23 protein-coding genes and 4 tRNA genes are annotated in these 23708 nt (G+C 54.9%); all 27 read left to right on the top strand.

Features of this window, described 5'->3' with window-relative positions; translation table 11 throughout:
• Positions 1 to 169 precede the first annotated feature (169 nt).
• The 27 genes from birA (at position 170) to rpsC (ending at position 23699) form a co-directional block, all read left to right on the top strand.
• Entirely contained in the window at positions 170 to 1129 is a 960-nt protein-coding gene (gene birA, locus E3O56_RS04615; protein ID WP_248127920.1) for a bifunctional biotin--[acetyl-CoA-carboxylase] ligase/biotin operon repressor BirA, read from the top strand.
• Positions 1119 to 1868 carry a pantothenate kinase gene (locus E3O56_RS04610; protein ID WP_103735412.1) on the top strand — a complete coding sequence of 250 codons (750 nt, stop codon included), beginning with the start codon at positions 1119 to 1121 and terminating at the stop codon, positions 1866 to 1868. The genes birA and E3O56_RS04610 overlap by 11 nt, the downstream gene beginning before the upstream one ends.
• 7 nt (positions 1869 to 1875) lie before the next feature.
• A complete protein-coding gene (locus E3O56_RS04605) occupies positions 1876 to 2322 on the top strand; it encodes a hypothetical protein (protein ID WP_005791992.1) in 447 nt (148 codons plus the stop codon).
• A 142-nt stretch (positions 2323 to 2464) separates the two neighbouring features.
• Positions 2465 to 2549 (top strand) — tRNA-Tyr (locus tag E3O56_RS04600).
• Positions 2550 to 2573: 24 nt separating this feature from the next.
• Positions 2574 to 2647: transfer RNA gene (locus tag E3O56_RS04595), tRNA-Gly, on the top strand.
• Positions 2648 to 2673: 26 nt separating this feature from the next.
• Positions 2674 to 2749: transfer RNA gene (locus tag E3O56_RS04590), tRNA-Thr, on the top strand.
• A 163-nt stretch (positions 2750 to 2912) separates the two neighbouring features.
• Positions 2913 to 2988 (top strand) — tRNA-Trp (locus E3O56_RS04585).
• A gap of 45 nt (positions 2989 to 3033) precedes the next feature.
• Positions 3034 to 3402 carry a preprotein translocase subunit SecE gene (secE, locus tag E3O56_RS04580; protein ID WP_005791990.1) on the top strand — a complete coding sequence of 123 codons (369 nt, stop codon included), beginning with the start codon at positions 3034 to 3036 and terminating at the stop codon, positions 3400 to 3402.
• Between the two features lie 9 nt (positions 3403 to 3411).
• On the top strand, positions 3412 to 3945 hold the full coding sequence (nusG, locus tag E3O56_RS04575) for a transcription termination/antitermination protein NusG (RefSeq protein ID WP_003176436.1): 534 nt from the start codon (positions 3412 to 3414) through the stop codon (positions 3943 to 3945).
• A gap of 117 nt (positions 3946 to 4062) precedes the next feature.
• Complete coding sequence (gene rplK, locus E3O56_RS04570) at positions 4063 to 4494, top strand: 50S ribosomal protein L11 (RefSeq protein ID WP_003176435.1); 432 nt, start codon at positions 4063 to 4065, stop codon at positions 4492 to 4494.
• Positions 4494 to 5189 (top strand): 50S ribosomal protein L1, encoded by a 696-nt coding sequence (rplA, locus tag E3O56_RS04565; RefSeq protein ID WP_003176434.1) that lies wholly within the window; start codon positions 4494 to 4496, stop codon positions 5187 to 5189. The genes rplK and rplA overlap by 1 nt, the downstream gene beginning before the upstream one ends.
• A gap of 199 nt (positions 5190 to 5388) precedes the next feature.
• Positions 5389 to 5889 carry a 50S ribosomal protein L10 gene (gene rplJ / locus E3O56_RS04560; RefSeq protein ID WP_003232405.1) on the top strand — a complete coding sequence of 167 codons (501 nt, stop codon included), beginning with the start codon at positions 5389 to 5391 and terminating at the stop codon, positions 5887 to 5889.
• A gap of 78 nt (positions 5890 to 5967) precedes the next feature.
• On the top strand, positions 5968 to 6333 hold the full coding sequence (gene rplL, locus E3O56_RS04555) for a 50S ribosomal protein L7/L12 (RefSeq protein ID WP_005791984.1): 366 nt from the start codon (positions 5968 to 5970) through the stop codon (positions 6331 to 6333).
• A gap of 219 nt (positions 6334 to 6552) precedes the next feature.
• Positions 6553 to 10626 (top strand): DNA-directed RNA polymerase subunit beta, encoded by a 4074-nt coding sequence (gene rpoB, locus E3O56_RS04550; RefSeq protein WP_019819139.1) that lies wholly within the window; start codon positions 6553 to 6555, stop codon positions 10624 to 10626.
• Between the two features lie 64 nt (positions 10627 to 10690).
• Positions 10691 to 14890 (top strand): DNA-directed RNA polymerase subunit beta', encoded by a 4200-nt coding sequence (gene rpoC / locus E3O56_RS04545; RefSeq protein WP_005791982.1) that lies wholly within the window; start codon positions 10691 to 10693, stop codon positions 14888 to 14890.
• A gap of 216 nt (positions 14891 to 15106) precedes the next feature.
• Positions 15107 to 15478 carry a 30S ribosomal protein S12 gene (gene rpsL / locus E3O56_RS04540; RefSeq protein ID WP_002555494.1) on the top strand — a complete coding sequence of 124 codons (372 nt, stop codon included), beginning with the start codon at positions 15107 to 15109 and terminating at the stop codon, positions 15476 to 15478.
• Positions 15479 to 15596: 118 nt separating this feature from the next.
• On the top strand, positions 15597 to 16067 hold the full coding sequence (gene rpsG / locus E3O56_RS04535) for a 30S ribosomal protein S7 (RefSeq protein ID WP_002555493.1): 471 nt from the start codon (positions 15597 to 15599) through the stop codon (positions 16065 to 16067).
• A gap of 30 nt (positions 16068 to 16097) precedes the next feature.
• The gene (fusA, locus tag E3O56_RS04530; RefSeq protein WP_005791981.1) at positions 16098 to 18203 is read left to right on the top strand and encodes an elongation factor G; all 2106 of its coding nucleotides are present in this window, start codon (positions 16098 to 16100) and stop codon (positions 18201 to 18203) included.
• Between the two features lie 30 nt (positions 18204 to 18233).
• Entirely contained in the window at positions 18234 to 19427 is a 1194-nt protein-coding gene (gene tuf, locus E3O56_RS04525; protein WP_005791980.1) for an elongation factor Tu, read from the top strand.
• Between the two features lie 157 nt (positions 19428 to 19584).
• The gene (gene rpsJ / locus E3O56_RS04520) at positions 19585 to 19896 is read left to right on the top strand and encodes a 30S ribosomal protein S10 (RefSeq protein WP_003186070.1); all 312 of its coding nucleotides are present in this window, start codon (positions 19585 to 19587) and stop codon (positions 19894 to 19896) included.
• An 81-nt stretch (positions 19897 to 19977) separates the two neighbouring features.
• Positions 19978 to 20613 (top strand): 50S ribosomal protein L3, encoded by a 636-nt coding sequence (gene rplC / locus E3O56_RS04515; protein WP_003194649.1) that lies wholly within the window; start codon positions 19978 to 19980, stop codon positions 20611 to 20613.
• A gap of 12 nt (positions 20614 to 20625) precedes the next feature.
• Positions 20626 to 21228: a 50S ribosomal protein L4 gene (rplD, locus tag E3O56_RS04510; RefSeq protein WP_003176424.1), complete on the top strand. Its 603-nt coding sequence runs from the start codon at positions 20626 to 20628 to the stop codon at positions 21226 to 21228.
• Positions 21225 to 21524, top strand: coding sequence for a 50S ribosomal protein L23 (rplW, locus tag E3O56_RS04505; protein ID WP_002555488.1), 300 nt, complete (start codon positions 21225 to 21227; stop codon positions 21522 to 21524). Before rplD ends, rplW begins: the two co-directional genes overlap by 4 nt.
• 14 nt (positions 21525 to 21538) lie before the next feature.
• Positions 21539 to 22363 (top strand): 50S ribosomal protein L2, encoded by an 825-nt coding sequence (gene rplB / locus E3O56_RS04500; protein ID WP_003186055.1) that lies wholly within the window; start codon positions 21539 to 21541, stop codon positions 22361 to 22363.
• Positions 22364 to 22379: 16 nt separating this feature from the next.
• Positions 22380 to 22655 carry a 30S ribosomal protein S19 gene (gene rpsS, locus E3O56_RS04495; RefSeq protein WP_002555486.1) on the top strand — a complete coding sequence of 92 codons (276 nt, stop codon included), beginning with the start codon at positions 22380 to 22382 and terminating at the stop codon, positions 22653 to 22655.
• Between the two features lie 11 nt (positions 22656 to 22666).
• Positions 22667 to 22999 carry a 50S ribosomal protein L22 gene (gene rplV / locus E3O56_RS04490; protein ID WP_003103908.1) on the top strand — a complete coding sequence of 111 codons (333 nt, stop codon included), beginning with the start codon at positions 22667 to 22669 and terminating at the stop codon, positions 22997 to 22999.
• Between the two features lie 13 nt (positions 23000 to 23012).
• Positions 23013 to 23699: a 30S ribosomal protein S3 gene (gene rpsC, locus E3O56_RS04485; protein ID WP_003176422.1), complete on the top strand. Its 687-nt coding sequence runs from the start codon at positions 23013 to 23015 to the stop codon at positions 23697 to 23699.
• Positions 23700 to 23708 lie beyond the last annotated feature (9 nt).

Genomic DNA, 23708 nt, shown 5'->3' with positions numbered 1-23708 from the left:
AGATTAAATTCCAGAACCCCTGTTTGCTAACGCAGACAGGGGTTTTGTTTTGGGCGGTCGAAAAAACTAAAAAACCATCGCTCATGTCCTGAGTGCAAACGCCCTGCGTTTCTATGCAATGACCTTACGCATGGCTATTATGCGTGCCTCATTGTGAGGCGATATTTGCATGCTGATGTTGTTGAAACTACTGAAAGACGGTCGATTCCATTCTGGAGAAGCGCTTGGCGCCGCCCTGGGCGTCAGTCGCAGCGCTGTGTGGAAGCAGCTTCAGCATCTTGAGGCAGAGTTAGGGCTGCCCATTCATAAGGTCCGAGGTCGTGGGTATCAATTGGCTGCGCCGTTGGTGTTCTTGAGTGCAGAGCAAATTTCCCTGAATGCGGCCTCTTTAACCTGGCCAGTTCATATTTTCGATTCCATCGACTCCACTAACGCCGAAGCTTTGCGTCTCGTTGACTCAGGGTGCGCAGCCCCCTTTGTCGTACTGTCGGAGCAGCAGACGGCTGGTAGGGGAAGGCGTGGTCGAAAATGGGTCAGTCCGTTTGCGCAAAATGTCTACTACAGCCTCGTGCTGCGCATTGAAGGTGGTCTGCGACAGTTGGAGGGGTTGAGTCTCGTAGTTGGCTTAGCCGTTATGCAGGCGTTGCGTGAGACCGGTGTACAGGGCGCGGCTTTGAAATGGCCAAACGACGTCTTGGTCGGGAGCAAGAAAATTTCTGGCATCTTGCTGGAGCTGGTGGGGGATCCTGCGGATATCTGTCACGTTGTCCTAGGGATAGGCATCAATGTGAATATGCAGAAAGCCGATGATGTGGATCAGCAATGGACTTCAATTCAGCTCGAGACCGGTTCTGCTATTGATCGCAACCAATTGGTGGCGCGTCTGGGGGTGCAGTTGCAAGGCTATCTGGATCGACATAAGACTGCCGGTTTTGCCGGGCTGCAAGATGAGTGGGAGCGGCATCACTTGTGGCAGGGCAAGCCTGTGTCTCTCGTTGCTGGTGTTACCCAGATTGATGGGGTGGTGTTGGGCGTGGATCATCAGGGCGCGTTGCGCTTGAATGTCGATGGCGTCGAGAAAATATACAGCGGTGGTGAGTTAAGCCTGAGGTTGCGTGATGATTCTTGAGCTCGACTGTGGGAACAGCTTCATAAAGTGGCGCGTGCTTGAGGCGAGTGATGCAAGTGTCTCCGCCGAAGGCGTGGTGGGTTCGGATGATGCGTTGATTGAGAGCCTGACAGCGCTTCCTGGCCTTCTGCTCACGCGTTGTCGGTTAGTGAGTGTTCGAGCGCTTGAGGAAACCGACAAGCTGGTAGCGGCGTTGGTGAAGGCATTTGGCGTTACCGTTTCCTGTGCGGGTTCCGCGCGACAAATGGCCGGTGTGCACAATGGCTACGAAGAGTTCGAGCGGCTTGGGCTGGATCGTTGGTTGGCGATGCTGGGTGCATATAAGTTAGCGTCCGGCGCATGCGTAGTGCTCGATTTTGGTACGGCGGCGACCGCAGACTTTATTGATGTTGATGGTGAGCACTTGGGTGGGTTTATTTGCCCGGGCTTGCCACTTATGCGCAATCAGTTGCGAACCCATACGCGCAAGATACGTTATGACGATGCCGCGGCTGAGAGAGCTCTTGAGCGTCTCTCTCCTGGGCGGACGACCGTAGAGGCTGTCGAGCGCGGTTGTACGCTTATGCTAAGAGGGTTCGTGTTGACCCAGCTTGAATTGGCGAGAAGCTATTGGGGCGAGGATTTCACTGTCTTCCTGACGGGGGGGGATGCCGACCTGGTCAGGGATGCTGCACCTCAGGCTTGTTTGGTCCCGGACCTTGTGTTTGTTGGTTTGGCAATGGCGTGTCCTTTGTCTTGAGGTGATTATGCGCTGGCTGTTTTTGCTTTTACTTGTCCTCAATGTTTTCTACTACGTCTGGCATCAGCAAGAAGCTCCATTGCGTGCCAAGGACGTCACACCATTGAGTCTCTATCGTGGAACGCAGCAAGATATTCGGCTCCTGAGTGAGTCTGCCGACACGGTGGCGCGGCGTGATCGAGCAAGGGGGGCTGATGCACAAAGCACCTGTCTGTACATTGGTGGTTTCTCGGATCGTCACCAGGCGCTCTCTCTCGAGCAGCGGCTGACAAGCTTGGACATAAGGGTCAGGCTTCAATTGTTGAGCGCGCCTGAAGCCTCGGGTTACTGGTTGCGAGTAGCCCCTGAGAGTAGGCGCTTGGCTGACGATCTGCCCTTTGAAAGCCTTGCTAATGAATTCAATGAGTTAAAACATAAAATAATGCTGTGCGAAGGCATTGCAACTCTCGAATAGTTTGCATAGAATGGCGCCCGCTTCGCAGTGAAGACCTTTAAGGGCTTCAAGGTGAAACGAAGGTCAACGCAGCTAACCTCATATTTTTAATGAGAAAATGCTTGACAGAAGGCCGGCGTGATGTAGAATGCCGGCTCGCTTAGGAGGGGTTCCCGAGCGGCCAAAGGGATCAGACTGTAAATCTGACGTCTACGACTTCGAAGGTTCGAATCCTTCCCCCTCCACCATTTTTAGCGTGAGCTGCAAGCTCCGCGGGTATAGTTTAGTGGTAGAACCTCAGCCTTCCAAGCTGATGATGCGGGTTCGATTCCCGCTACCCGCTCCAAGTTTGCAGGTTGTGCAAGGTGTTTTGCTCTTGTAGCTCAGTTGGTAGAGCACACCCTTGGTAAGGGTGAGGTCAGCGGTTCAAATCCGCTCAAGAGCTCCATATAACAAGGCAGATATGAAAATATCTGCCTTTGTTTTAACAGCTGCCTCGGCTTGTATCGTGTTATGTCTGGCTGTGATTGTCAGGTGATTTCAAGTCTGTTGGGGTTGGTTGTTGTAAAGTCTTTTTCAGGCCTGCATAATGGTCGGCCTGATTTTGTTTTAGGTCAGTAGCTCAATTGGCAGAGCGACGGTCTCCAAAACCGTAGGTTGGGGGTTCGATTCCCTCCTGACCTGCCAGATTCACGTGGTGTGTCTGGCTTTCTTTTCACAGGATCTTCATAGATGACTCCTAAGGCTGAAGCTCAAAGCTCTCGTTTCGATCTGTTCAAGTGGCTCGCTGTAGTCGCCTTGGTGGTCGTAGGCGTTGTTGGCAATCAGTACTATTCTGCTTCGCCGATCCTGTACCGTGTCCTCGCATTGCTCGCCCTCGCTGCTGTAGCTGCCTTTGTAGGCCTGCAGACTGCTAAAGGCAAGTCTTTCGCGGTCCTGGTAAAGGAAGCTCGCACCGAAATTCGTAAAGTCGTTTGGCCGACTCGCCAAGAAACCACGCAGACCACATTGATTGTTGTGGCTGTTGTTCTGGTTATGGCGTTGCTGTTGTGGGGGCTCGATTCCCTGCTCGGCTGGCTTGTTTCCTTGATTGTTGGCTAAGGGTGTCCCGTGGCTAAGCGTTGGTACGTTGTGCATGCTTACTCGGGTTACGAGAAGCATGTTATGCGCTCTTTGCTGGAGCGCGTAAAGCTGGCAGGCATGGAAGATGGCTTCGGCGAAATTCTGGTTCCCACTGAAGAAGTGGTTGAAATGCGGAATGGCCAGAAGCGCAAGAGTGAGCGCAAGTTCTTCCCTGGCTACGTGCTGGTACAGATGGACATGAATGAAGGTACTTGGCACTTGGTCAAGGATACTCCTCGTGTCATGGGTTTCATTGGCGGTACTGCTGATAAGCCTGCTCCGATCACTGACAAGGAGGCAGAAGCAATTCTGCGTCGTGTTGCTGACGGTAGCGACAAGCCCAAGCCGAAGACATTGTTCGAGCCGGGTGAGGTTGTTCGTGTTACAGATGGTCCTTTCGCTGATTTCAATGGCACCGTCGAAGAAGTTAACTACGAAAAGAGCCGGATCCAAGTGGCAGTGCTCATTTTCGGTCGCTCTACTCCGGTAGAGTTGGAGTTCAGCCAGGTCGAGAAGGTCTAGCTGAAAAAGCATCCCAACCCCGCAGCCTTAGGCTGTGGGGTTTTGTCGTCACTGGGATAAACGCGCAAGTAACCGGGGAGCCTTTCTAGGCGTTTGAACCCGTAATTGGAGTGCCTCATGGCCAAGAAGATTACCGCTTACATCAAGCTGCAAGTGAAGGCCGCTCAGGCCAACCCTAGCCCACCCGTCGGTCCAGCTCTGGGTCAGCACGGCGTGAACATCATGGAATTCTGCAAGGCCTTCAACGCCCGTACTCAGGGTCTTGAGCCAGGTCTGCCGACTCCAGTGATCATCACTGTATACAGCGACCGTAGCTTTACTTTCGAAACCAAGTCGACCCCGGCTTCGGTTTTGTTGAAGAAAGCTGCTGGTCTGACTAGCGGTTCCGCTCGTCCGAACACCGTTAAGGTTGGCACCGTAACTCGTGCTCAGCTGGAAGAAATCGCGAAAACCAAAAACGCGGATCTGACTGCAGCTGATATGGATGCAGCCGTGCGTACCATCGCCGGTTCTGCTCGTAGCATGGGCCTTAACGTGGAGGGTGTGTAATGGCTAAGCTGACCAAGCGCCAAAAGGCTATCGCCGGCAAAATCGAAGCAGGCAAGTCCTACAACTTCGTAGACGCTGCTGCTCTGCTGACCGAGCTGTCGACTGTCAAGTTCAGCGAGTCTGTTGACGTTGCTGTGAACCTGGGTGTTGACCCGCGTAAATCCGACCAGGTCGTTCGTAGCGCTACTGTGCTGCCACACGGTACTGGCAAGACTGTACGTGTTGCTGTCTTCACTCAGGGCCCGGCGGCTGAAGCTGCTCTGGCTGCCGGCGCTGATCGCGTTGGTATGGACGATCTGGCTGCCGAAATGAAAGGCGGCGATCTGAACTATGACGTCGTTATTGCTTCCCCGGATGCAATGCGCGTTGTAGGTCAGTTGGGTCAGATCCTGGGTCCACGTGGCCTGATGCCTAACCCTAAAGTCGGCACCGTAACGCCAGACGTAGCTACCGCGGTTAAAAACGCCAAGGCTGGTCAGGTTCGTTATCGCACCGACAAAAACGGCATCATTCACACCTCCGTTGGCAAGGTCGGCTTCGACGCCGTCAAGCTGAAGGAAAACGTTGAAGCCCTGATCGCTGATCTGAAGCGTATCAAGCCAGCTTCCTCGAAAGGCATCTACGTCAAGCGCGTTACCCTGAGCACCACTATGGGCCCAGGTCTGGTCATCGACCAAGGCTCGCTGGACGTATAAGACACAAATTGGCGCAAGCGATTGCGCCAATTGAAAGATTGGGGTCCCTGCCTGGCGGGGGCTATCCAAGACCGTAGGCGACGCAAGTCTTAAACCAACAAGCCTACGCAGATGGTGCTCCCGGTTCCTTACCGAATCAGACACCAAAACGACATCCGGCCTCGGCCAGATGAAACGGTAACAAGCAGGAGTTAAACCCGTGGCAATTAATCTCGAAGACAAGAAGGCCATCGTCGCTGAAGTCAACGAGGCTGCCAAAGCTGCTCTGTCCGCTGTCGTGGCTGATGCCCGTGGTGTGACAGTAGGCGCTATGACCGGACTCCGTAAAGAGGCTCGTGAAGCTGGCGTATACGTACGTGTTGTACGTAACACCCTGCTCAAGCGCGCTGTTGCTGACACTGAATACAGTGTTCTCAACGACGTGTTCACTGGCCCGACTCTGATCGCGTTCTCCAAGGACCATCCAGGCGCTGCTGCCCGTTTGTTCAAAGAGTTCGCCAAGAGTCAGGATAAGTTCGAGATCAAGGCAGCTGCGTTCGAGGGCAAGTTCCTCGCAGCTAACCAAATCGACGTACTGGCAACACTGCCGACCCGCGACGAAGCCATTTCGCAGCTGATGAGCGTGATTCAAGGCGCTACCAGCAAGCTGGCTCGTACTCTGGCTGCAGTTCGCGAGCAAAAAGAAGCTGCCGCAGCCTAAGGCTGAGCAACTTCTCTCGCGTATTTTTGTTTATTTCGATGGCCGCGTAGGCCGTCCCCCAATTCAGGAAATACAGCAATGTCTATCTCCCAAGACGATATCCTCAACGCCGTAGCTGAAATGTCGGTTCTGCAGGTTGTTGAGCTGATCAAAGCTTTCGAAGAAAAATTCGGCGTTTCCGCTGCCGCTGCTTCCGCTGGTCCAGCTGCTGCTGCTGCCGTTGTTGAAGAGCAAACCGAATTCAACGTCATGCTGACCGAAGCTGGCGAGAAGAAAGTAAACGTGATCAAGGCAGTACGTGAACTGACCGGTCTGGGCCTGAAAGAAGCCAAGGCTGTAGTTGACGGCGCTCCTGCCATGGTTCTGGAAGCTGTTGCCAAAGACGCAGCTGACAAAGCCAAAGCTACTCTGGAAGAAGCAGGCGCTAAAGTCGAGCTGAAGTAAGCATCGACCTTGCGTCTCCAGCCCAAGCGTTAAGCTGAAGGCTGATGGCTGGTGGCTCTTGCCACCGGCCTTTTTCCGTTCTTGGCTGTCGACTCGGTCGCCGCCATTAACGCGCTGTAGCCACCCGAAGCGGTGGTGCAAACCATGGGGTTTGCAAGATTTTCTGGCTGCTCCCGTCGGAGGGGCCAAACAAGCAGGTGACCAAGCTGGGGAACGCTGATGGCTTACTCATATACTGAGAAAAAACGTATCCGCAAGGACTTTAGCAAGTTGCCGGACGTCATGGATGTCCCGTACCTTCTGGCTATCCAGCTGGATTCGTATCGTGAATTCTTGCAGGCGGGAGCGACCAAAGATCAGTTCCGCGACGTGGGCCTGCATGCGGCCTTCAAATCCGTTTTCCCGATCATCAGCTACTCCGGCAATGCTGCGCTGGAGTACGTCGGTTATCGCCTGGGCGAACCGGCATTTGATGTCAAAGAATGCGTGTTGCGTGGCGTTACGTACGCCGTACCTTTGCGGGTAAAAGTCCGTCTGATCATTTTCGACAAAGAATCGTCGAACAAAGCGATCAAGGACATCAAAGAGCAAGAAGTCTACATGGGCGAAATCCCATTGATGACTGAAAACGGTACCTTCGTTATCAATGGTACCGAGCGTGTAATCGTTTCCCAGCTGCACCGTTCCCCGGGCGTGTTCTTCGACCACGACCGCGGCAAGACGCACAGCTCCGGCAAACTCCTGTACTCCGCGCGGATCATTCCGTACCGCGGTTCGTGGTTGGACTTCGAGTTCGACCCGAAAGACTGCGTGTTCGTGCGTATCGACCGTCGTCGCAAGCTGCCGGCCTCGGTACTGCTGCGCGCGCTCGGCTATACTACTGAGCAAGTGCTGGACGCTTTCTATACCACCAACGTATTCAGCCTGAAGGATGAAACCCTCAAGCTGGAGCTGATCGCTTCGCGTCTGCGTGGTGAAATTGCTGTCCTGGACATCCAGGATGAGAAAGGCAAGGTCATCGTTGAGGCTGGCCGTCGTATCACTGCGCGCCACATCAACCAGATCGAAAAGGCTGGTATCAAAGAGCTGGAAGTGCCTCTGGACTACGTTCTGGGTCGCACGACCGCCAAGGTCATCGTTCACCCGGCTACAGGCGAAATCCTGGCTGAGTGCAATACCGAGCTGAACACCGAGATCCTGGCGAAAATCGCCAAGGCCCAGGTTGTTCGCATCGAGACCCTGTACACCAACGACATCGACTGCGGTCCGTTCATCTCCGACACTCTGAAGATCGACTCCACCAGCAACCAATTGGAAGCGCTGGTCGAGATCTATCGCATGATGCGTCCTGGTGAGCCACCAACCAAAGACGCTGCCGAAACCCTGTTCAACAACCTGTTCTTCAGCCCTGAGCGCTATGACCTGTCTGCGGTCGGCCGGATGAAGTTCAACCGTCGTATCGGTCGTACCGAGATCGAAGGTTCGGGCGTGCTGTGCAAGGAAGACATCGTCGCGGTACTGAAGACGCTGGTCGACATCCGTAACGGCAAAGGCATCGTCGATGACATCGACCACCTGGGTAACCGTCGTGTTCGCTGCGTAGGCGAAATGGCCGAGAACCAGTTCCGCGTTGGCCTGGTGCGTGTTGAGCGTGCGGTCAAAGAGCGTCTGTCGATGGCTGAAAGCGAAGGCCTGATGCCGCAAGACCTGATCAACGCCAAGCCAGTGGCTGCGGCGGTGAAAGAGTTCTTCGGTTCCAGCCAGCTTTCCCAGTTCATGGACCAGAACAACCCGCTGTCCGAGATCACCCACAAGCGCCGTGTATCCGCACTGGGCCCGGGCGGTCTGACCCGTGAGCGTGCTGGCTTCGAAGTTCGTGACGTACACCCGACGCACTACGGTCGTGTTTGCCCGATCGAAACGCCGGAAGGTCCGAACATCGGTCTGATCAACTCCCTGGCCGCTTATGCGCGTACCAACCAGTATGGCTTCCTCGAGAGCCCGTACCGTGTGGTGAAAGACGCTCTGGTCACCGACGAGATCGTGTTCCTGTCCGCCATCGAAGAAGCTGATCACGTGATCGCTCAGGCTTCGGCCACGATGAACGACAAGAAAGTCCTGATCGACGAGCTGGTAGCTGTTCGTCACTTGAACGAGTTCACCGTCAAGGCGCCGGAAGACGTCACCTTGATGGACGTTTCTCCGAAGCAGGTAGTTTCGGTTGCAGCGTCGCTGATCCCGTTCCTGGAGCACGATGACGCCAACCGTGCATTGATGGGTTCCAACATGCAGCGTCAAGCTGTACCGACCCTGCGTGCTGACAAGCCGCTGGTAGGTACCGGCATGGAGCGTAACGTAGCCCGTGACTCCGGCGTTTGCGTCGTGGCTCGTCGTGGCGGCGTTATCGACTCTGTTGATGCCAGCCGTATCGTGGTTCGTGTTGCCGATGACGAAGTAGAAACTGGCGAAGCCGGTGTCGACATCTACAACCTGACCAAATACACCCGCTCGAACCAGAACACATGCATCAACCAGCGTCCGCTGGTGAGCAAGGGTGATCGCGTTCAGCGTAGCGACATCATGGCCGATGGCCCGTCCACCGATATGGGTGAACTGGCTCTGGGTCAGAACATGCGCATCGCGTTCATGGCATGGAACGGCTTCAACTTCGAAGACTCCATCTGCCTGTCCGAGCGTGTGGTTCAAGAAGACCGCTTCACCACGATCCACATTCAGGAACTGACCTGTGTGGCACGTGACACCAAGCTTGGGCCTGAGGAAATCACTGCAGACATCCCGAACGTGGGTGAAGCTGCACTGAACAAGCTGGACGAAGCCGGTATCGTTTACGTAGGTGCTGAAGTTGGCGCAGGCGACATCCTGGTGGGTAAGGTCACTCCGAAAGGCGAGACCCAACTGACTCCGGAAGAGAAGCTGCTGCGTGCCATCTTCGGTGAAAAAGCCAGCGACGTTAAAGACACCTCCCTGCGTGTACCTACCGGTACTAAAGGTACTGTCATCGACGTACAAGTCTTCACCCGTGACGGCGTTGAGCGTGATGCTCGTGCACTGTCCATCGAGAAGACCCAGCTCGACGAGATCCGCAAGGATCTGAACGAAGAGTTCCGTATCGTTGAAGGCGCGACCTTCGAACGTCTGCGCTCCGCTCTGGTAGGCCACAAGGCCGAAGGCGGCGCAGGTCTGAAGAAAGGTCAGGACATCACCGACGAAATTCTCGACGGTCTTGAGCACGGCCAGTGGTTCAAACTGCGCATGGCTGAAGACGCTCTGAACGAGCAGCTCGAGAAGGCCCAGGCCTACATCGTTGATCGCCGCCGTCTGCTGGACGACAAGTTCGAAGACAAGAAGCGCAAACTGCAGCAGGGCGATGACCTGGCTCCAGGCGTGCTGAAAATCGTCAAGGTTTACCTGGCAATCCGTCGCCGCATCCAGCCGGGCGACAAGATGGCCGGTCGTCACGGTAACAAAGGTGTGGTCTCCGTGATCATGCCGGTTGAAGACATGCCGCACGATGCCAATGGCACCCCGGTCGACGTCGTCCTCAACCCGTTGGGCGTACCTTCGCGTATGAACGTTGGTCAGATCCTTGAAACCCACCTGGGCCTCGCGGCCAAAGGTCTGGGCGAGAAGATCAACCGTATGATCGAAGAGCAGCGCAAGGTCGCAGACCTGCGCAAGTTCCTGCACGAGATCTACAACGAGATCGGCGGTCGCAACGAAGAGCTGGATACCTTCTCCGACCAGGAAATCCTGGATCTGGCGAAGAACCTGCGCGGCGGCGTTCCAATGGCTACCCCGGTGTTCGACGGTGCCAAGGAAAGCGAAATCAAGGCCATGCTGAAACTGGCAGACCTGCCGGAAAGCGGCCAGATGCAGCTGTTCGACGGTCGTACCGGCAACAAGTTCGAGCGCCCGGTTACTGTTGGCTACATGTACATGCTGAAGCTGAACCACTTGGTAGACGACAAGATGCACGCTCGTTCTACTGGTTCGTACAGCCTGGTTACCCAGCAGCCGCTGGGTGGTAAGGCTCAGTTCGGTGGTCAGCGTTTCGGGGAGATGGAGGTCTGGGCACTGGAAGCATACGGTGCTGCATACACTCTGCAAGAAATGCTCACAGTGAAGTCGGACGATGTGAACGGTCGTACCAAGATGTACAAAAACATCGTGGACGGCGATCACCGTATGGAGCCGGGCATGCCCGAGTCCTTCAACGTGTTGATCAAAGAAATTCGTTCCCTCGGCATCGATATCGATCTGGAAACCGAATAACACGTGACGCGAATCGAGAGCGTGGCCGTTTGGTCCGCTCTCTGCTCCGCCAGGAGGAAAGGCCTTGAAAGACCTACTGAATTTGCTGAAAAACCAGGGTCAAGTCGAAGAGTTCGACGCCATCCGTATTGGATTGGCATCGCCTGAGATGATCCGTTCGTGGTCGTTCGGTGAAGTTAAAAAGCCGGAAACCATCAACTACCGTACGTTCAAACCTGAGCGTGACGGCCTGTTCTGCGCCAAGATCTTTGGCCCGGTAAAGGATTACGAGTGCCTGTGCGGTAAGTACAAGCGCTTGAAGCACCGTGGTGTGATCTGCGAGAAGTGCGGCGTTGAAGTCGCACTGGCCAAGGTTCGTCGTGAGCGTATGGCGCACATCGAACTGGCTTCGCCGGTTGCCCACATCTGGTTCCTGAAATCGCTGCCGTCCCGTATCGGCTTGCTGATGGACATGACTCTGCGTGATATCGAACGCGTTCTCTACTTCGAGAGCTATGTCGTTATCGATCCAGGCATGACCACCCTTGAAAAAGGTCAGCTGCTGAACGACGAGCAGTACTTCGAAGCGCTGGAAGAGTTCGGTGATGATTTCGATGCCCGTATGGGTGCCGAAGCTGTCCGCGAGCTGCTGCACGCTATCGACCTGGAGCACGAGATTGGCCGTCTGCGCGAAGAAATTCCGCAAACCAACTCCGAAACCAAGATCAAGAAGCTGTCCAAGCGTCTGAAGTTGATGGAAGCCTTCCAGGGTTCCGGCAACTTGCCAGAGTGGATGGTGCTGACCGTTCTGCCGGTTCTGCCGCCAGACCTGCGTCCGCTGGTACCGTTGGACGGTGGTCGTTTCGCGACGTCCGACCTCAACGACCTGTATCGCCGCGTGATCAACCGTAACAACCGCTTGAAGCGCCTGCTTGACCTGTCCGCTCCGGACATCATCGTGCGCAACGAAAAGCGTATGTTGCAGGAAGCTGTCGATGCCTTGCTCGACAACGGTCGTCGTGGCCGCGCTATCACCGGTTCCAACAAGCGTCCTCTGAAATCCTTGGCTGACATGATCAAGGGTAAGCAAGGTCGTTTCCGTCAGAACTTGCTCGGTAAGCGTGTTGACTACTCCGGTCGTTCGGTAATTACCGTAGGCCCGACCCTGCGTCTGCACCAGTGCGGTCTGCCCAAGAAGATGGCACTTGAGCTGTTCAAGCCATTCATCTTCGGCAAGCTGGAAATGCGCGGTCTCGCGACCACCATCAAAGCGGCCAAGAAAATGGTCGAGCGCGAACTGCCAGAGGTTTGGGACGTTCTCGCCGAGGTGATCCGCGAACACCCGGTTCTCCTCAACCGTGCACCGACCCTTCACCGTCTGGGTATCCAGGCGTTTGAACCAGTACTGATCGAAGGTAAGGCTATTCAGCTGCACCCTCTGGTCTGTGCCGCGTACAACGCCGACTTCGACGGCGACCAAATGGCCGTGCACGTACCGCTGACACTGGAAGCCCAGTTGGAAGCGCGCGCGTTGATGATGTCGACCAACAACATTCTGTCGCCAGCCAACGGTGAGCCAATCATCGTTCCGTCGCAGGACGTTGTATTGGGTCTGTACTACATGACCCGTGAAGCGATCAATGCCAAGGGCGAAGGTCGTGTGTTCGCTGACCTGCAGGAAGTTGACCGTGTGTTCCGTGCCGGCGAAGCCGCACTGCACGCCAAGGTCAAAGTGCGGATCAACGAAACCGTCAATGACCGTGACGGCGGCAGCGTGAGCAACACCCGTATCGTCGACACCACTGTCGGCCGTGCGCTGTTGTACCAGGTTGTGCCAAAAGGTCTGTCGTACGATGTCGTCAACCTGCCGATGAAGAAGAAGGCGATCTCCAAGCTGATCAACCAGTGCTACCGCGTGGTTGGTTTGAAAGAGACCGTTATCTTCGCTGACCAGTTGATGTACACAGGTTTCGCTTACTCCACTATCTCCGGCGTTTCCATCGGTGTTAACGACTTCGTTATCCCGGATGAAAAAGCTCGCATCATCAGTGCCGCCACTGACGAAGTGAAAGAGATCGAGAGCCAGTACGCCTCCGGCCTGGTAACCCAGGGCGAGAAGTACAACAAGGTGATCGACCTTTGGTCCAAGGCGAACGACGAAGTTTCCAAGGCGATGATGGCCAACCTCTCGAAAGAGAAAGTCATCGACCGTCACGGCGACGAAGTTGACCAGGAATCCTTCAACTCGATGTACATGATGGCCGACTCGGGCGCACGGGGTTCTGCTGCGCAGATCCGTCAGCTCGCCGGTATGCGTGGCCTGATGGCCAAGCCGGATGGCTCCATCATCGAAACGCCGATCACTGCGAACTTCCGTGAAGGTTTGAGCGTACTTCAGTACTTCATCTCCACTCACGGTGCTCGTAAGGGTCTTGCGGATACCGCGTTGAAAACCGCTAACTCCGGTTACCTGACTCGCCGTCTGGTAGACGTTGCACAAGATCTGGTTGTAACCGAGATCGATTGCGGCACCGAGCACGGCCTGCTGATGACTCCGCACATTGAAGGCGGTGACGTTGTAGAGCCGCTGGGTGAGCGCGTATTGGGTCGTGTGATTGCCCGTGACGTGTTCAAGCCAGGTACCGAGGAAGTTATCGTTCCTGCTGGCACCCTGGTTGACGAAAAGTGGGTCGAGTTCATCGAACTCAACAGCATCGACGAAGTGATCGTTCGCTCGCCGATCAGCTGCGAAACCCGCTATGGCATTTGCGCCAAGTGCTACGGCCGTGACTTGGCTCGTGGTCACCAGGTAAACATCGGTGAAGCGGTCGGCGTTATCGCTGCCCAGTCCATCGGTGAGCCGGGTACCCAGCTGACCATGCGTACGTTCCACATCGGTGGTGCGGCAAGCCGGACCTCCGCAGCCGACAGTGTTCAGGTGAAGAATGGCGGTACCGTCCGCCTGCACAACCTCAAGCACGTTGAGCGAGTGGATGGCCACCTGGTTGCTGTGTCCCGTTCCGGTGAGCTGGCAATCGCTGATGACTACGGTCGTGAGCGCGAGCGTTACAAGCTGCCGTACGGTGCTGTGATTTCGGTTAAAGAAGGTGACAAGGTCGACGCTGGCGCAATCGTGGCCAAGTGGGATCCGCACACTCACCCAATCGTTACCGAAATGAAAGGTACCGTGACCTACGTGGGCATGGAAGAAGGCATCACGATCAAGCGTCAGACTGACGAATTGACCGGTATGACCAACATTGAAGTACTCGACGCCAAAGATCGTCCAGCTGCCGGTAAAGACATCCGTCCTGCCGTGAAGATGGTTGATGACAACGGCAAGGATCTGTTGCTGCCAGGCACTGACGTAATCGCTCAGTACTTCCTGCCAGCCAACGCCCTGGTCGGTGTAGCGGATGGTGCGAAGATCGCGATCGGTGATGTTATCGCGCGTATCCCGCAAGAAACTTCGAAGACCCGTGACATCACCGGTGGTCTGCCGCGTGTTGCCGACTTGTTCGAAGCTCGTCGTCCGAAAGAAGCGTCGATTCTGGCTGAAGTCAGCGGCACCATCGCGTTCGGTAAAGAAACCAAAGGCAAGCGCCGTCTGGTCATTACTCCGAACGACGGTAGCGATCCGTATGAAGAGCTGATTCCGAAGTGGCGTCACCTGAACGTGTTCGAAGGCGAACAGGTAAACCGCGGTGAAGTTATCTCCGACGGCCCGAGCGATCCACACGACATCCTGCGTCTGCTGGGTGTGAGTGCTCTGGCCAAGTACATCGTTAACGAGATCCAGGACGTTTACCGTCTGCAAGGCGTGAAGATCAACGACAAGCACATCGAGACCATCCTGCGTCAGATGCTGCGTAAAGTTGAAATCGCTGAATCCGGCGATTCCAGTTTCATCAAGGGCGACCAGATGGAACTGACTCACGTACTGGTAGAAAACGAGCGCCTGGCGAACGAAGAGAAATTCGTTTCCAAGTTCACTCGCGTGCTGCTGGGTATCACCAAGGCGTCGTTGTCCACTGAGTCGTTCATCTCGGCGGCCTCCTTCCAGGAGACCACTCGCGTACTGACCGAAGCAGCGGTAACCGGCAAGCGCGATTACCTGCGCGGCCTGAAAGAAAACGTGGTCGTGGGTCGTCTGATCCCGGCGGGTACCGGTTTGGCTTACCACAGCGAGCGTAAGCGTCGCCGTGATGCTGACAAGCCGCTGCGCGTGAGCGCCAGTGAAGTGGAAGCTGCACTGACCGAAGCACTGAACTCAAGCGGTAACTGAGTTCTGCGATAGATGAGTCTGGGCCCTGACACTCCCGTTCGTCGGATCGAGGCATTTTTGCCCCGGTTCGGCGCGAGGGGAGGTCGGGGCCTTGCCTTGACTGGGGACAAGATCCTCTTTAGACTCTTGTACCCCTAAATTTGGCGGGAATTCGTTCCTGCCATTTTGCTTTTCTTGCAAGACAATAGCGTCGCAAGACAACAGTGGAGCTAGTAGATGGCAACTATCAACCAGCTGGTACGTCAGCCGCGTAAGCGTATCGTCGAGAAATCCGACGTACCTGCGCTGCAGAACTGCCCGCAACGTCGTGGCGTATGCACCCGTGTGTATACCACCACGCCGAAAAAACCTAACTCGGCACTGCGTAAAGTATGCCGTGTGCGTCTGACCAACGGTTTCGAGGTTTCCTCGTACATCGGCGGTGAAGGCCACAACCTGCAAGAGCACAGCGTGGTACTGATCCGCGGCGGTCGTGTAAAAGACTTGCCAGGTGTTCGTTATCACACCGTACGCGGCTCCTTGGATACTTCCGGCGTTAAAGGTCGTAACCAGGGTCGTTCGAAGTACGGTACCAAGAAGCCTAAGTAGTAGCGGCTTTTTGTAAACCTGAATCATCTTATTTTCTGAGTCGATAAGAGTAAGGTCGGAGGCGTCCCGAAAGGGCACCGATTCCGAGCGAACCTGAAGACCGTTTGAGGGCTTATCCATGCCAAGAAGACGCGTAGCAGCCAAGCGCGAAGTGCTTGACGATCCAAAATACGGAAGCCAAATTCTGGCCAAGTTCATGAACCACGTGATGGAAAGCGGCAAAAAAGCCGTTGCCGAGCGTATCGTTTATGGCGCGCTGGAAAAGGTTAAAGAACGCAAGAACAGCGACCCCCTGGAAATCTTCGAGAAAGCTCTCGACGCCATCGCTCCGCTGGTCGAAGTGAAGTCGCGCCGTGTAGGCGGTGCTACTTACCAGGTTCCGGTTGAAGTTCGCCCGTCCCGTCGTAACGCTCTGGCAATGCGCTGGTTGGTAGACTTCGCCCGTAAGCGCGGCGAGAAGTCTATGGCTCTGCGTTTGGCCGGCGAACTGTTGGACGCTGCTGAAGGTAAAGGTGCTGCTGTTAAGAAGCGTGAAGACGTGCACCGTATGGCTGAAGCTAACAAAGCTTTCTCGCACTACCGCTTCTAATTTTAGCTTCACTAATTTTGCGAGGGCTTTATGGCTCGTACTACTCCGATTAGCCGCTACCGTAACATCGGTATCGTTGCTCACGTGGATGCTGGTAAAACCACCACCACCGAGCGCGTACTGTTTTACACCGGCAAAAGTCACAAAATGGGCGAGGTGCATGACGGCGCCGCGACCACAGACTGGATGGTTCAGGAGCAGGAGCGTGGTATTACCATTACTTCTGCTGCTATTACCGCCTTCTGGAAAGGTTCCGAGAAGCAGTACAAAGACGAGCATCGCTTCAACGTAATCGATACCCCGGGCCACGTAGACTTCACTATTGAAGTTGAGCGTTCCCTGCGTGTACTCGACGGCGCTGTCGTTGTGTTCTGCGGCACCTCTGGTGTTGAGCCTCAGTCGGAAACCGTATGGCGTCAAGCCAACAAGTACGGTGTTCCACGTCTTGTTTATGTAAACAAGATGGACCGTGCTGGCGCCAACTTCCTGCGCGTGATCGGTCAGATCAAGCAGCGTCTGGGTCACACTCCGGTGCCTATCCAGTTGGCGATCGGTTCTGAAGATAACTTCCAGGGTCAGATTGATCTGATCAATATGGAAGCTGTCTACTGGAACGATTCCGATAAAGGTATGGTTCCTGTTCGCAAGCCTATCCCTGAAGAGCTTCAGGAACTGGCTGACGAGTGGCGCAACAACATGGTTGAGGCTGCGGCTGAAGCCAGCGAAGAGCTGATGAACAAGTACCTCGAAGGTGAAGAACTCACCAACGTGGAAATCAAGGCCGCTCTGCGTCAGCGTACTATCGCTGGTGAGATCGTCTTGGCTGTTTGCGGTTCTTCCTTCAAGAACAAGGGTGTTCCCCTGGTTCTCGACGCCGTTATCGACTACCTGCCTGCTCCAACCGACATTCCTGCTATCAAGGGTACCAACCCTGATAACGAGGAAGAAGAAATGGAGCGTCATGCTGACGACAACGAGCCGTTCTCGGCTCTGGCGTTCAAGATCGCTACAGACCCATTCGTGGGTACTTTGACCTTCGTTCGCGTTTACTCGGGCGTGTTGGCCTCCGGCGACGGCGTGATCAACTCGGTTAAAGGCAAGAAAGAGCGCGTGGGCCGTATGGTGCAAATGCACGCAAACGCTCGCGAAGAGATCAAGGAAGTACGCGCTGGTGACATCGCGGCCCTGATCGGCATGAAGGACGTCACCACTGGTGAGACTTTGTGCGACGCTGCCAAGCCAATCATCCTGGTTCGCATGGACTTCCCGGAGCCGGTTATCTCGGTTGCCGTAGAGCCTAAGACCAAGGATGACCAGGAAAAAATGGGTATCGCTCTGGGCAAGCTTGCTCAGGAAGATCCATCTTTCCGCGTCAAGACTGATGAAGAGACTGGTCAAACGATCATCTCTGGCATGGGCGAGCTGCACCTGGACATCCTGGTTGACCGGATGCGCCGTGAGTTCAACGTCGAAGCCAACATCGGTAAGCCTCAGGTTTCCTATCGTGAGCGCATCACGAAGAACTGTGAAATCGAAGGCAAGTTCGTTCGTCAATCCGGCGGTCGTGGTCAGTTCGGTCACTGCTGGATCCGTTTTGCTCCTGCTGACGAAGGTCAGGAAGGTCTGCAATTCGTGAACGAAGTAGTAGGTGGTGTGGTTCCTAAGGAATACATCCCTGCTATCCAGAAGGGTATCGAAGAGCAGATGAAGAACGGTGTTGTTGCCGGCTATCCGCTGATCGGCCTGAAAGCAACCGTTTTTGACGGTTCTTACCACGACGTCGACTCCAACGAGATGGCGTTTAAGGTGGCTGCTTCCATGGCAACCAAGCAACTGGCCCAGAAGGGCGGTGGTGAGTTGCTTGAGCCAATCATGGCGGTAGAAGTTGTTACACCTGAAGACTATATGGGTGATGTCATGGGCGACCTTAACCGTCGTCGCGGCATGATCTTGGGTATGGAAGACACGGTTTCCGGCAAAGTGATTCGCGCCGAGGTTCCGTTGGGTGAGATGTTCGGTTATGCGACCGACGTTCGCTCCATGTCCCAGGGTCGCGCAAGCTACTCTATGGAATTCAAAAAATACAACACAGCTCCGGCGCACATCGCTGAAACTGTATCCAAAAAACAAGGCTGATTCAGTCCTTTAGGCAAGGAGTTAATTGTCGTGGCTAAAGAAAAATTTGATCGTTCCCTACCGCACGTAAACGTTGGCACCATCGGCCACGTTGACCACGGTAAAACCACTCTGACCGCTGCTCTGACTCGCGTCTGCTCCGAAGTTTTCGGTTCGGCTCGTGTTGACTTCGACAAGATCGACAGCGCACCAGAAGAAAAAGCTCGTGGTATCACCATCAACACCGCGCACGTTGAGTACAACTCGACTATTCGTCACTACGCTCACGTTGACTGCCCAGGTCACGCTGACTATGTGAAGAACATGATCACTGGTGCTGCCCAGATGGACGGCGCGATCCTGGTTTGCTCGGCCGCTGATGGTCCGATGCCACAAACCCGTGAGCACATCCTGCTGTCCCGCCAGGTTGGCGTTCCGTACATCGTGGTTTTCCTGAACAAGGCTGACCTGGTAGACGACGCTGAGCTGCTGGAACTGGTTGAGATGGAAGTGCGCGATCTGCTGAGCACTTACGACTTCCCAGGTGACGACACTCCGATCATCATCGGTTCTGCTCGTATGGCTCTGGAAGGCAACGACGAAAACGAAATGGGCACCACTGCCGTTCGTAAACTGGTTGAAACTCTGGACAGCTACATCCCAGAACCAGTTCGTCTGACCGACAAGCCGTTCCTGATGCCAATCGAAGACGTATTCTCGATCTCCGGTCGCGGTACTGTTGTGACTGGTCGTATCGAGCGCGGTATCGTTCGCGTTCAGGATCCACTGGAAATCGTTGGTCTGCGTGACACTACCGTCACCACCTGCACCGGTGTTGAAATGTTCCGCAAGCTGCTCGACGAAGGTCGTGCTGGCGAGAACTGCGGCGTTCTGCTGCGTGGTACCAAGCGTGACGACGTTGAGCGTGGCCAGGTTCTGGTTAAGCCAGGTTCGGTCAAGCCGCACACCAAGTTCACCGCAGAAGTTTATGTTCTGAGCAAAGAAGAAGGCGGCCGTCATACTCCGTTCTTCAAAGGCTACCGTCCACAGTTCTACTTCCGTACTACTGACGTGACCGGTAACTGCGAATTGCCAGAAGGCGTTGAAATGGTAATGCCAGGTGACAACATTCAAATGACTGTTACCCTGATCAAAACCATCGCAATGGAAGACGGTCTGCGCTTCGCAATCCGTGAAGGCGGCCGTACCGTTGGTGCTGGCGTTGTAGCTAAAATCATCGAGTAATCTCTCTTTTGAGTGAGCTTTGATGTTTTGAGAAAGCCCCCGCTTAGCGGGGGCTTTTTTATTGGGTTGACACCTATCTAGGGCGTCTATAGAATTGCGCCTCCTTTTAACGGGCGTATTGCGCCCGGTGGGAATAGCAGCCGGAGTCTGAAATCCAATGCAAAATCAGCAAATCCGTATCAGGTTGAAGGCTTTTGACCATCGCCTGATCGACCAATCCACCCAGGAAATCGTGGAAACCGCGAAACGTACTGGTGCTCAAGTGCGTGGTCCAATTCCACTGCCTACCCGTAAAGAGCGGTTCACCGTTCTGGTCTCCCCGCACGTCAACAAAGACGCGCGTGACCAGTACGAGATCCGTACTCATAAGCGCGTACTGGACATCGTCCAGCCAACGGATAAAACCGTTGATGCACTTATGAAGCTCGATCTGGCGGCCGGTGTGGAAGTACAGATCAGCCTCGGCTAAGACTTGGGTCTTAGTCGTGTAACGCTCTGAAATGGGCGGCCATAGCGGGTGAAAGCCCCGTACACTCATGAGGTTTACAACATGACTATTGGTGTAGTCGGTCGTAAATGCGGTATGACCCGTATTTTCACCGAAGAAGGTGTCTCCATTCCGGTCACGGTCATTGAGATCGAACCGAATCGCGTCACCCAGTTCAAAACTGAAGAAACCGATGGCTATCGTGCAGTGCAAGTCACTGTCGGCGAGCGTCGTGCTTCGCGCGTGACTGCTGCTCAAGCAGGTCACTTCGCTAAAGCAAACGTTGCAGCTGGTCGTACTGTTATGGAGTTCCGTCTTGAAGACGGCGACTACCAGGCTGGCGATCTGATCAACGCTGAAATCTTCGCCGCTGGTCAACTGGTTGATGTAACCGGTCAGTCCAAAGGTAAAGGCTTCCAGGGTACGATCAAGCGTTGGAATTTCCGTGGTCAAGACAACACTCACGGTAACTCCGTTTCCCACCGCGTCCCGGGCTCTATTGGCCAGTGCCAGACTCCTGGTCGTGTATTCAAGGGCAAAAAAATGTCCGGTCATATGGGCGCTGAGCGCGTGACCGTGCAGTCCCTCGAAGTAGTGCGCGTCGACGCTGAACGCAATCTGTTGTTGGTCAAGGGTGCTGTTCCTGGCGCTACTGGCGGCAACCTGGTTGTACGTCCAGCGGCCAAGGCTCGCGGTTAAGGGGAAGCTGACATGCAATTAAATGTAAATGACGCTCAAGCGATCGAAGTTTCCGAACTGACATTTGGCGGCGAATTCAACGAGACGCTCGTTCACCAAGCAGTCGTGGCCTACATGGCCGGCGGCCGTCAAGGTAGCAAGCAGCAAAAGACCCGTTCCGACGTACGTGGTGGCGGTAAGCGCCCTTGGCGTCAGAAAGGCACTGGCCGTGCTCGTGCCGGTACTATCCGTAGCCCAATCTGGCGTGGCGGCGGTACCACTTTCGCAGCTCGTCCACAGGATCACTCTCAGAAGCTCAACAAGAAGATGTACCGCGCAGCTCTGCGCTCCATCCTTGCTGAACTCGTGCGTACTGATCGTCTGGTCGTGGTTCAGGACTTCGCTGTCGAAAGTCCAAAAACCAAAGATCTGCTGGGCAAACTGAACAACATGAGCCTGACCGACGTTTTGATCGTGTCCGAAGCTGTTGATCAGAACCTGTACCTGGCTGCTCGCAACCTGCCACACGTTGATGTACGTGACGTGCAAGGTTCCGATCCAGTTAGTCTGATCGCATACGACAAGGTGTTGATCACCGTGTCGGCCGTGAAGAAATTCGAGGAGCTGCTGGGATGAACCAGGAACGCGTATTTAAAGTTCTGCTTGGCCCGCACGTTTCCGAAAAGGCTACGGTTCTGGCTGACAAGAAAGGCCAGTTCGTTTTCAAGGTTGCAACTGACGCAACCAAGCTGGAAATCAAGAAGGCCGTCGAAAGCCTGTTCAGCGTGAAAGTAGAGCGTGTTACTACCCTGAATGTTCTGGGTAAGAGCAAGCGCACTGCTCGCGGTCTGGGCAAGCGTAATGACTGGAAGAAGGCAGTTATCTCCCTTCAGCCAGGCCAAGATCTCGATTTCAGCAGCAGTGCTGAGTAAGGAAGGGGTGCATCATGGCAATCGTTAAATGCAAACCGACTTCCCCTGGCCGCCGTTTTGTGGTCAAGGTGGTCAACCAGGAGCTGCATAAAGGCGCTCCTCACGCACCGCTGCTCGAGAAAAAATCGAAGTCTGGTGGTCGTAACAACAATGGTCGCATTACCACTCGTCACATCGGTGGTGGCCATAAGCAGCATTATCGTCTGGTCGATTTCCGTCGCAACGACAAAGATGGCATCGCTGCCACTGTCGAGCGTATTGAATACGATCCAAACCGTACTGCTCACATCGCTCTGCTGCTGTACGCAGATGGCGAGCGTCGCTACATCATCGCCCCTAAAGGCGTGAGTGCTGGTGACCAGCTGATCGCAGGTGCTCTGGCGCCGATCAAGCCGGGCAACGCTCTGCAACTGCGTAACATTCCAGTTGGTAGCACCGTACACGGCATCGAATTGAAGCCAGGTAAAGGCGCGCAAATCGCTCGTTCCGCTGGTGCTTCGGCTCAGCTGATCGCTCGTGAAGGTGTCTACGTGACCCTGCGTCTGCGTTCTGGTGAGATGCGTAAAGTACTGGCTGAATGCCGTGCGACCCTGGGCGAAGTCTCGAACTCCGAGCACAGCCTGCGTTCGTTGGGTAAAGCTGGTGCCAAACGCTGGCGTGGCGTTCGCCCAACCGTTCGTGGTGTTGCCATGAACCCGGTTGACCACCCACACGGTGGTGGTGAAGGTCGTACCTCTGGTGGTCGTCATCCGGTATCGCCATGGGGCTTCCCGACTAAGGGCGCGAAGACTCGTGGTAATAAGCGTACCGACAAAATGATCGTCCGTCGTCGCAAGTAAATAGAGGGATACGACAGTGCCACGTTCTCTGAAAAAAGGTCCTTTTATTGATCTTCACCTACTGAAGAAGATCGAAGTGGCGGCGGAAAAGAACGATCGCAAACCAGTTAAGACCTGGTCGCGTCGTTCGATGATCCTGCCACAAATGGTCGGTCTGACCATCGCAGTACACAACGGTCGTCAACACGTCCCAGTTCTCGTTAACGAAGACATGGTCGGCCACAAACTGGGCGAGTTTGCCGGTACCCGCACTTATCGTGGGCACGTGGCAGACAAGAAAGCCAAGCGTTAAGGGGTTAGGAAATGGAAGTAGCCGCTAAGTTGTCGGGCGCTCGAATCTCCGCCCAGAAAGCCCGCTTGGTCGCCGACCAGATCCGCGGGAAGAAGGTGGGCGAAGCGCTCAACCTGTTGGCTTTCAGCAGTAAGAAAGCCGCCGAGATCATGAAGAAAGTGCTGGAGTCGGCCGTAGCCAACGCCGAGCATAACGAAGGCGCAGACGTTGATGACCTGAAGGTCAGCACCGTTTTCGTCAACGAAGGGCGTTCGCTGAAGCGCATCATGCCACGTGCCAAAGGCCGTGCTGATCGCATCGTCAAGCGGTCTTGCCATATCACTGTCAAGGTTGCTGACAAGTAACGGAGTCGAAGAGATGGGTCAGAAAGTACATCCCATTGGCATTCGCCTGGGAATCGTCAAGGAGCACACCTCCGTCTGGTACGCAGACGGTCGGACTTATGCGGACTATTTGTTCGCTGATCTGAAGGTGCGTGAGTATCTCCAAGACAAACTAAAAAGCGCGTCCGTAAGCCGTATCGATATCCATCGTCCGGCCCAAACTGCACGTATCACCATCCACACCGCTCGTCCAGGTATCGTTATCGGGAAGAAAGGTGAAGATGTTGAGAAACTGCGTCAGGACCTGACCAAGCAAATGGGTGTGCCTGTGCACATCAATATCGAAGAGATCCGCAAGCCGGAGCTCGACGGTATGCTGGTTGCGCAGAGCGTAGCTCAGCAGCTGGAGCGTCGCGTAATGTTCCGTCGCGCTATGAAGCGCGCCGTACAGAACGCCATGCGCATTGGTGCCAAAGGCATCAAAATCCAAGTGAGCGGTCGTCTCGGCGGTGCTGAAATCGCACGTACTGAATGGTATCGCGAAGGTCGTGTGCCACTGCACACCCTGCGTGCCGACATCGACTATGCCAACTACGAAGCTCACACCACTTACGGTGTGATCGGTGTAAAGGTTTGGATCTTCAAAGGCGAAGTAATTGGTGGTCGCCAAGAAGAACTGAAACCACAAGCACCAGCGCCTCGTAAAAAAGCTGCTAAGTAAGGGGTACGC

Origin of the sequence: Pseudomonas sp. W2Aug9 (assembly GCF_023127755.1) — a bacterium.
Classification (GTDB): Bacteria; Pseudomonadota; Gammaproteobacteria; order Pseudomonadales; family Pseudomonadaceae; genus Aquipseudomonas; species Aquipseudomonas synxantha_A.
This window is presented reverse-complemented; position numbering and strand designations above follow the sequence as displayed.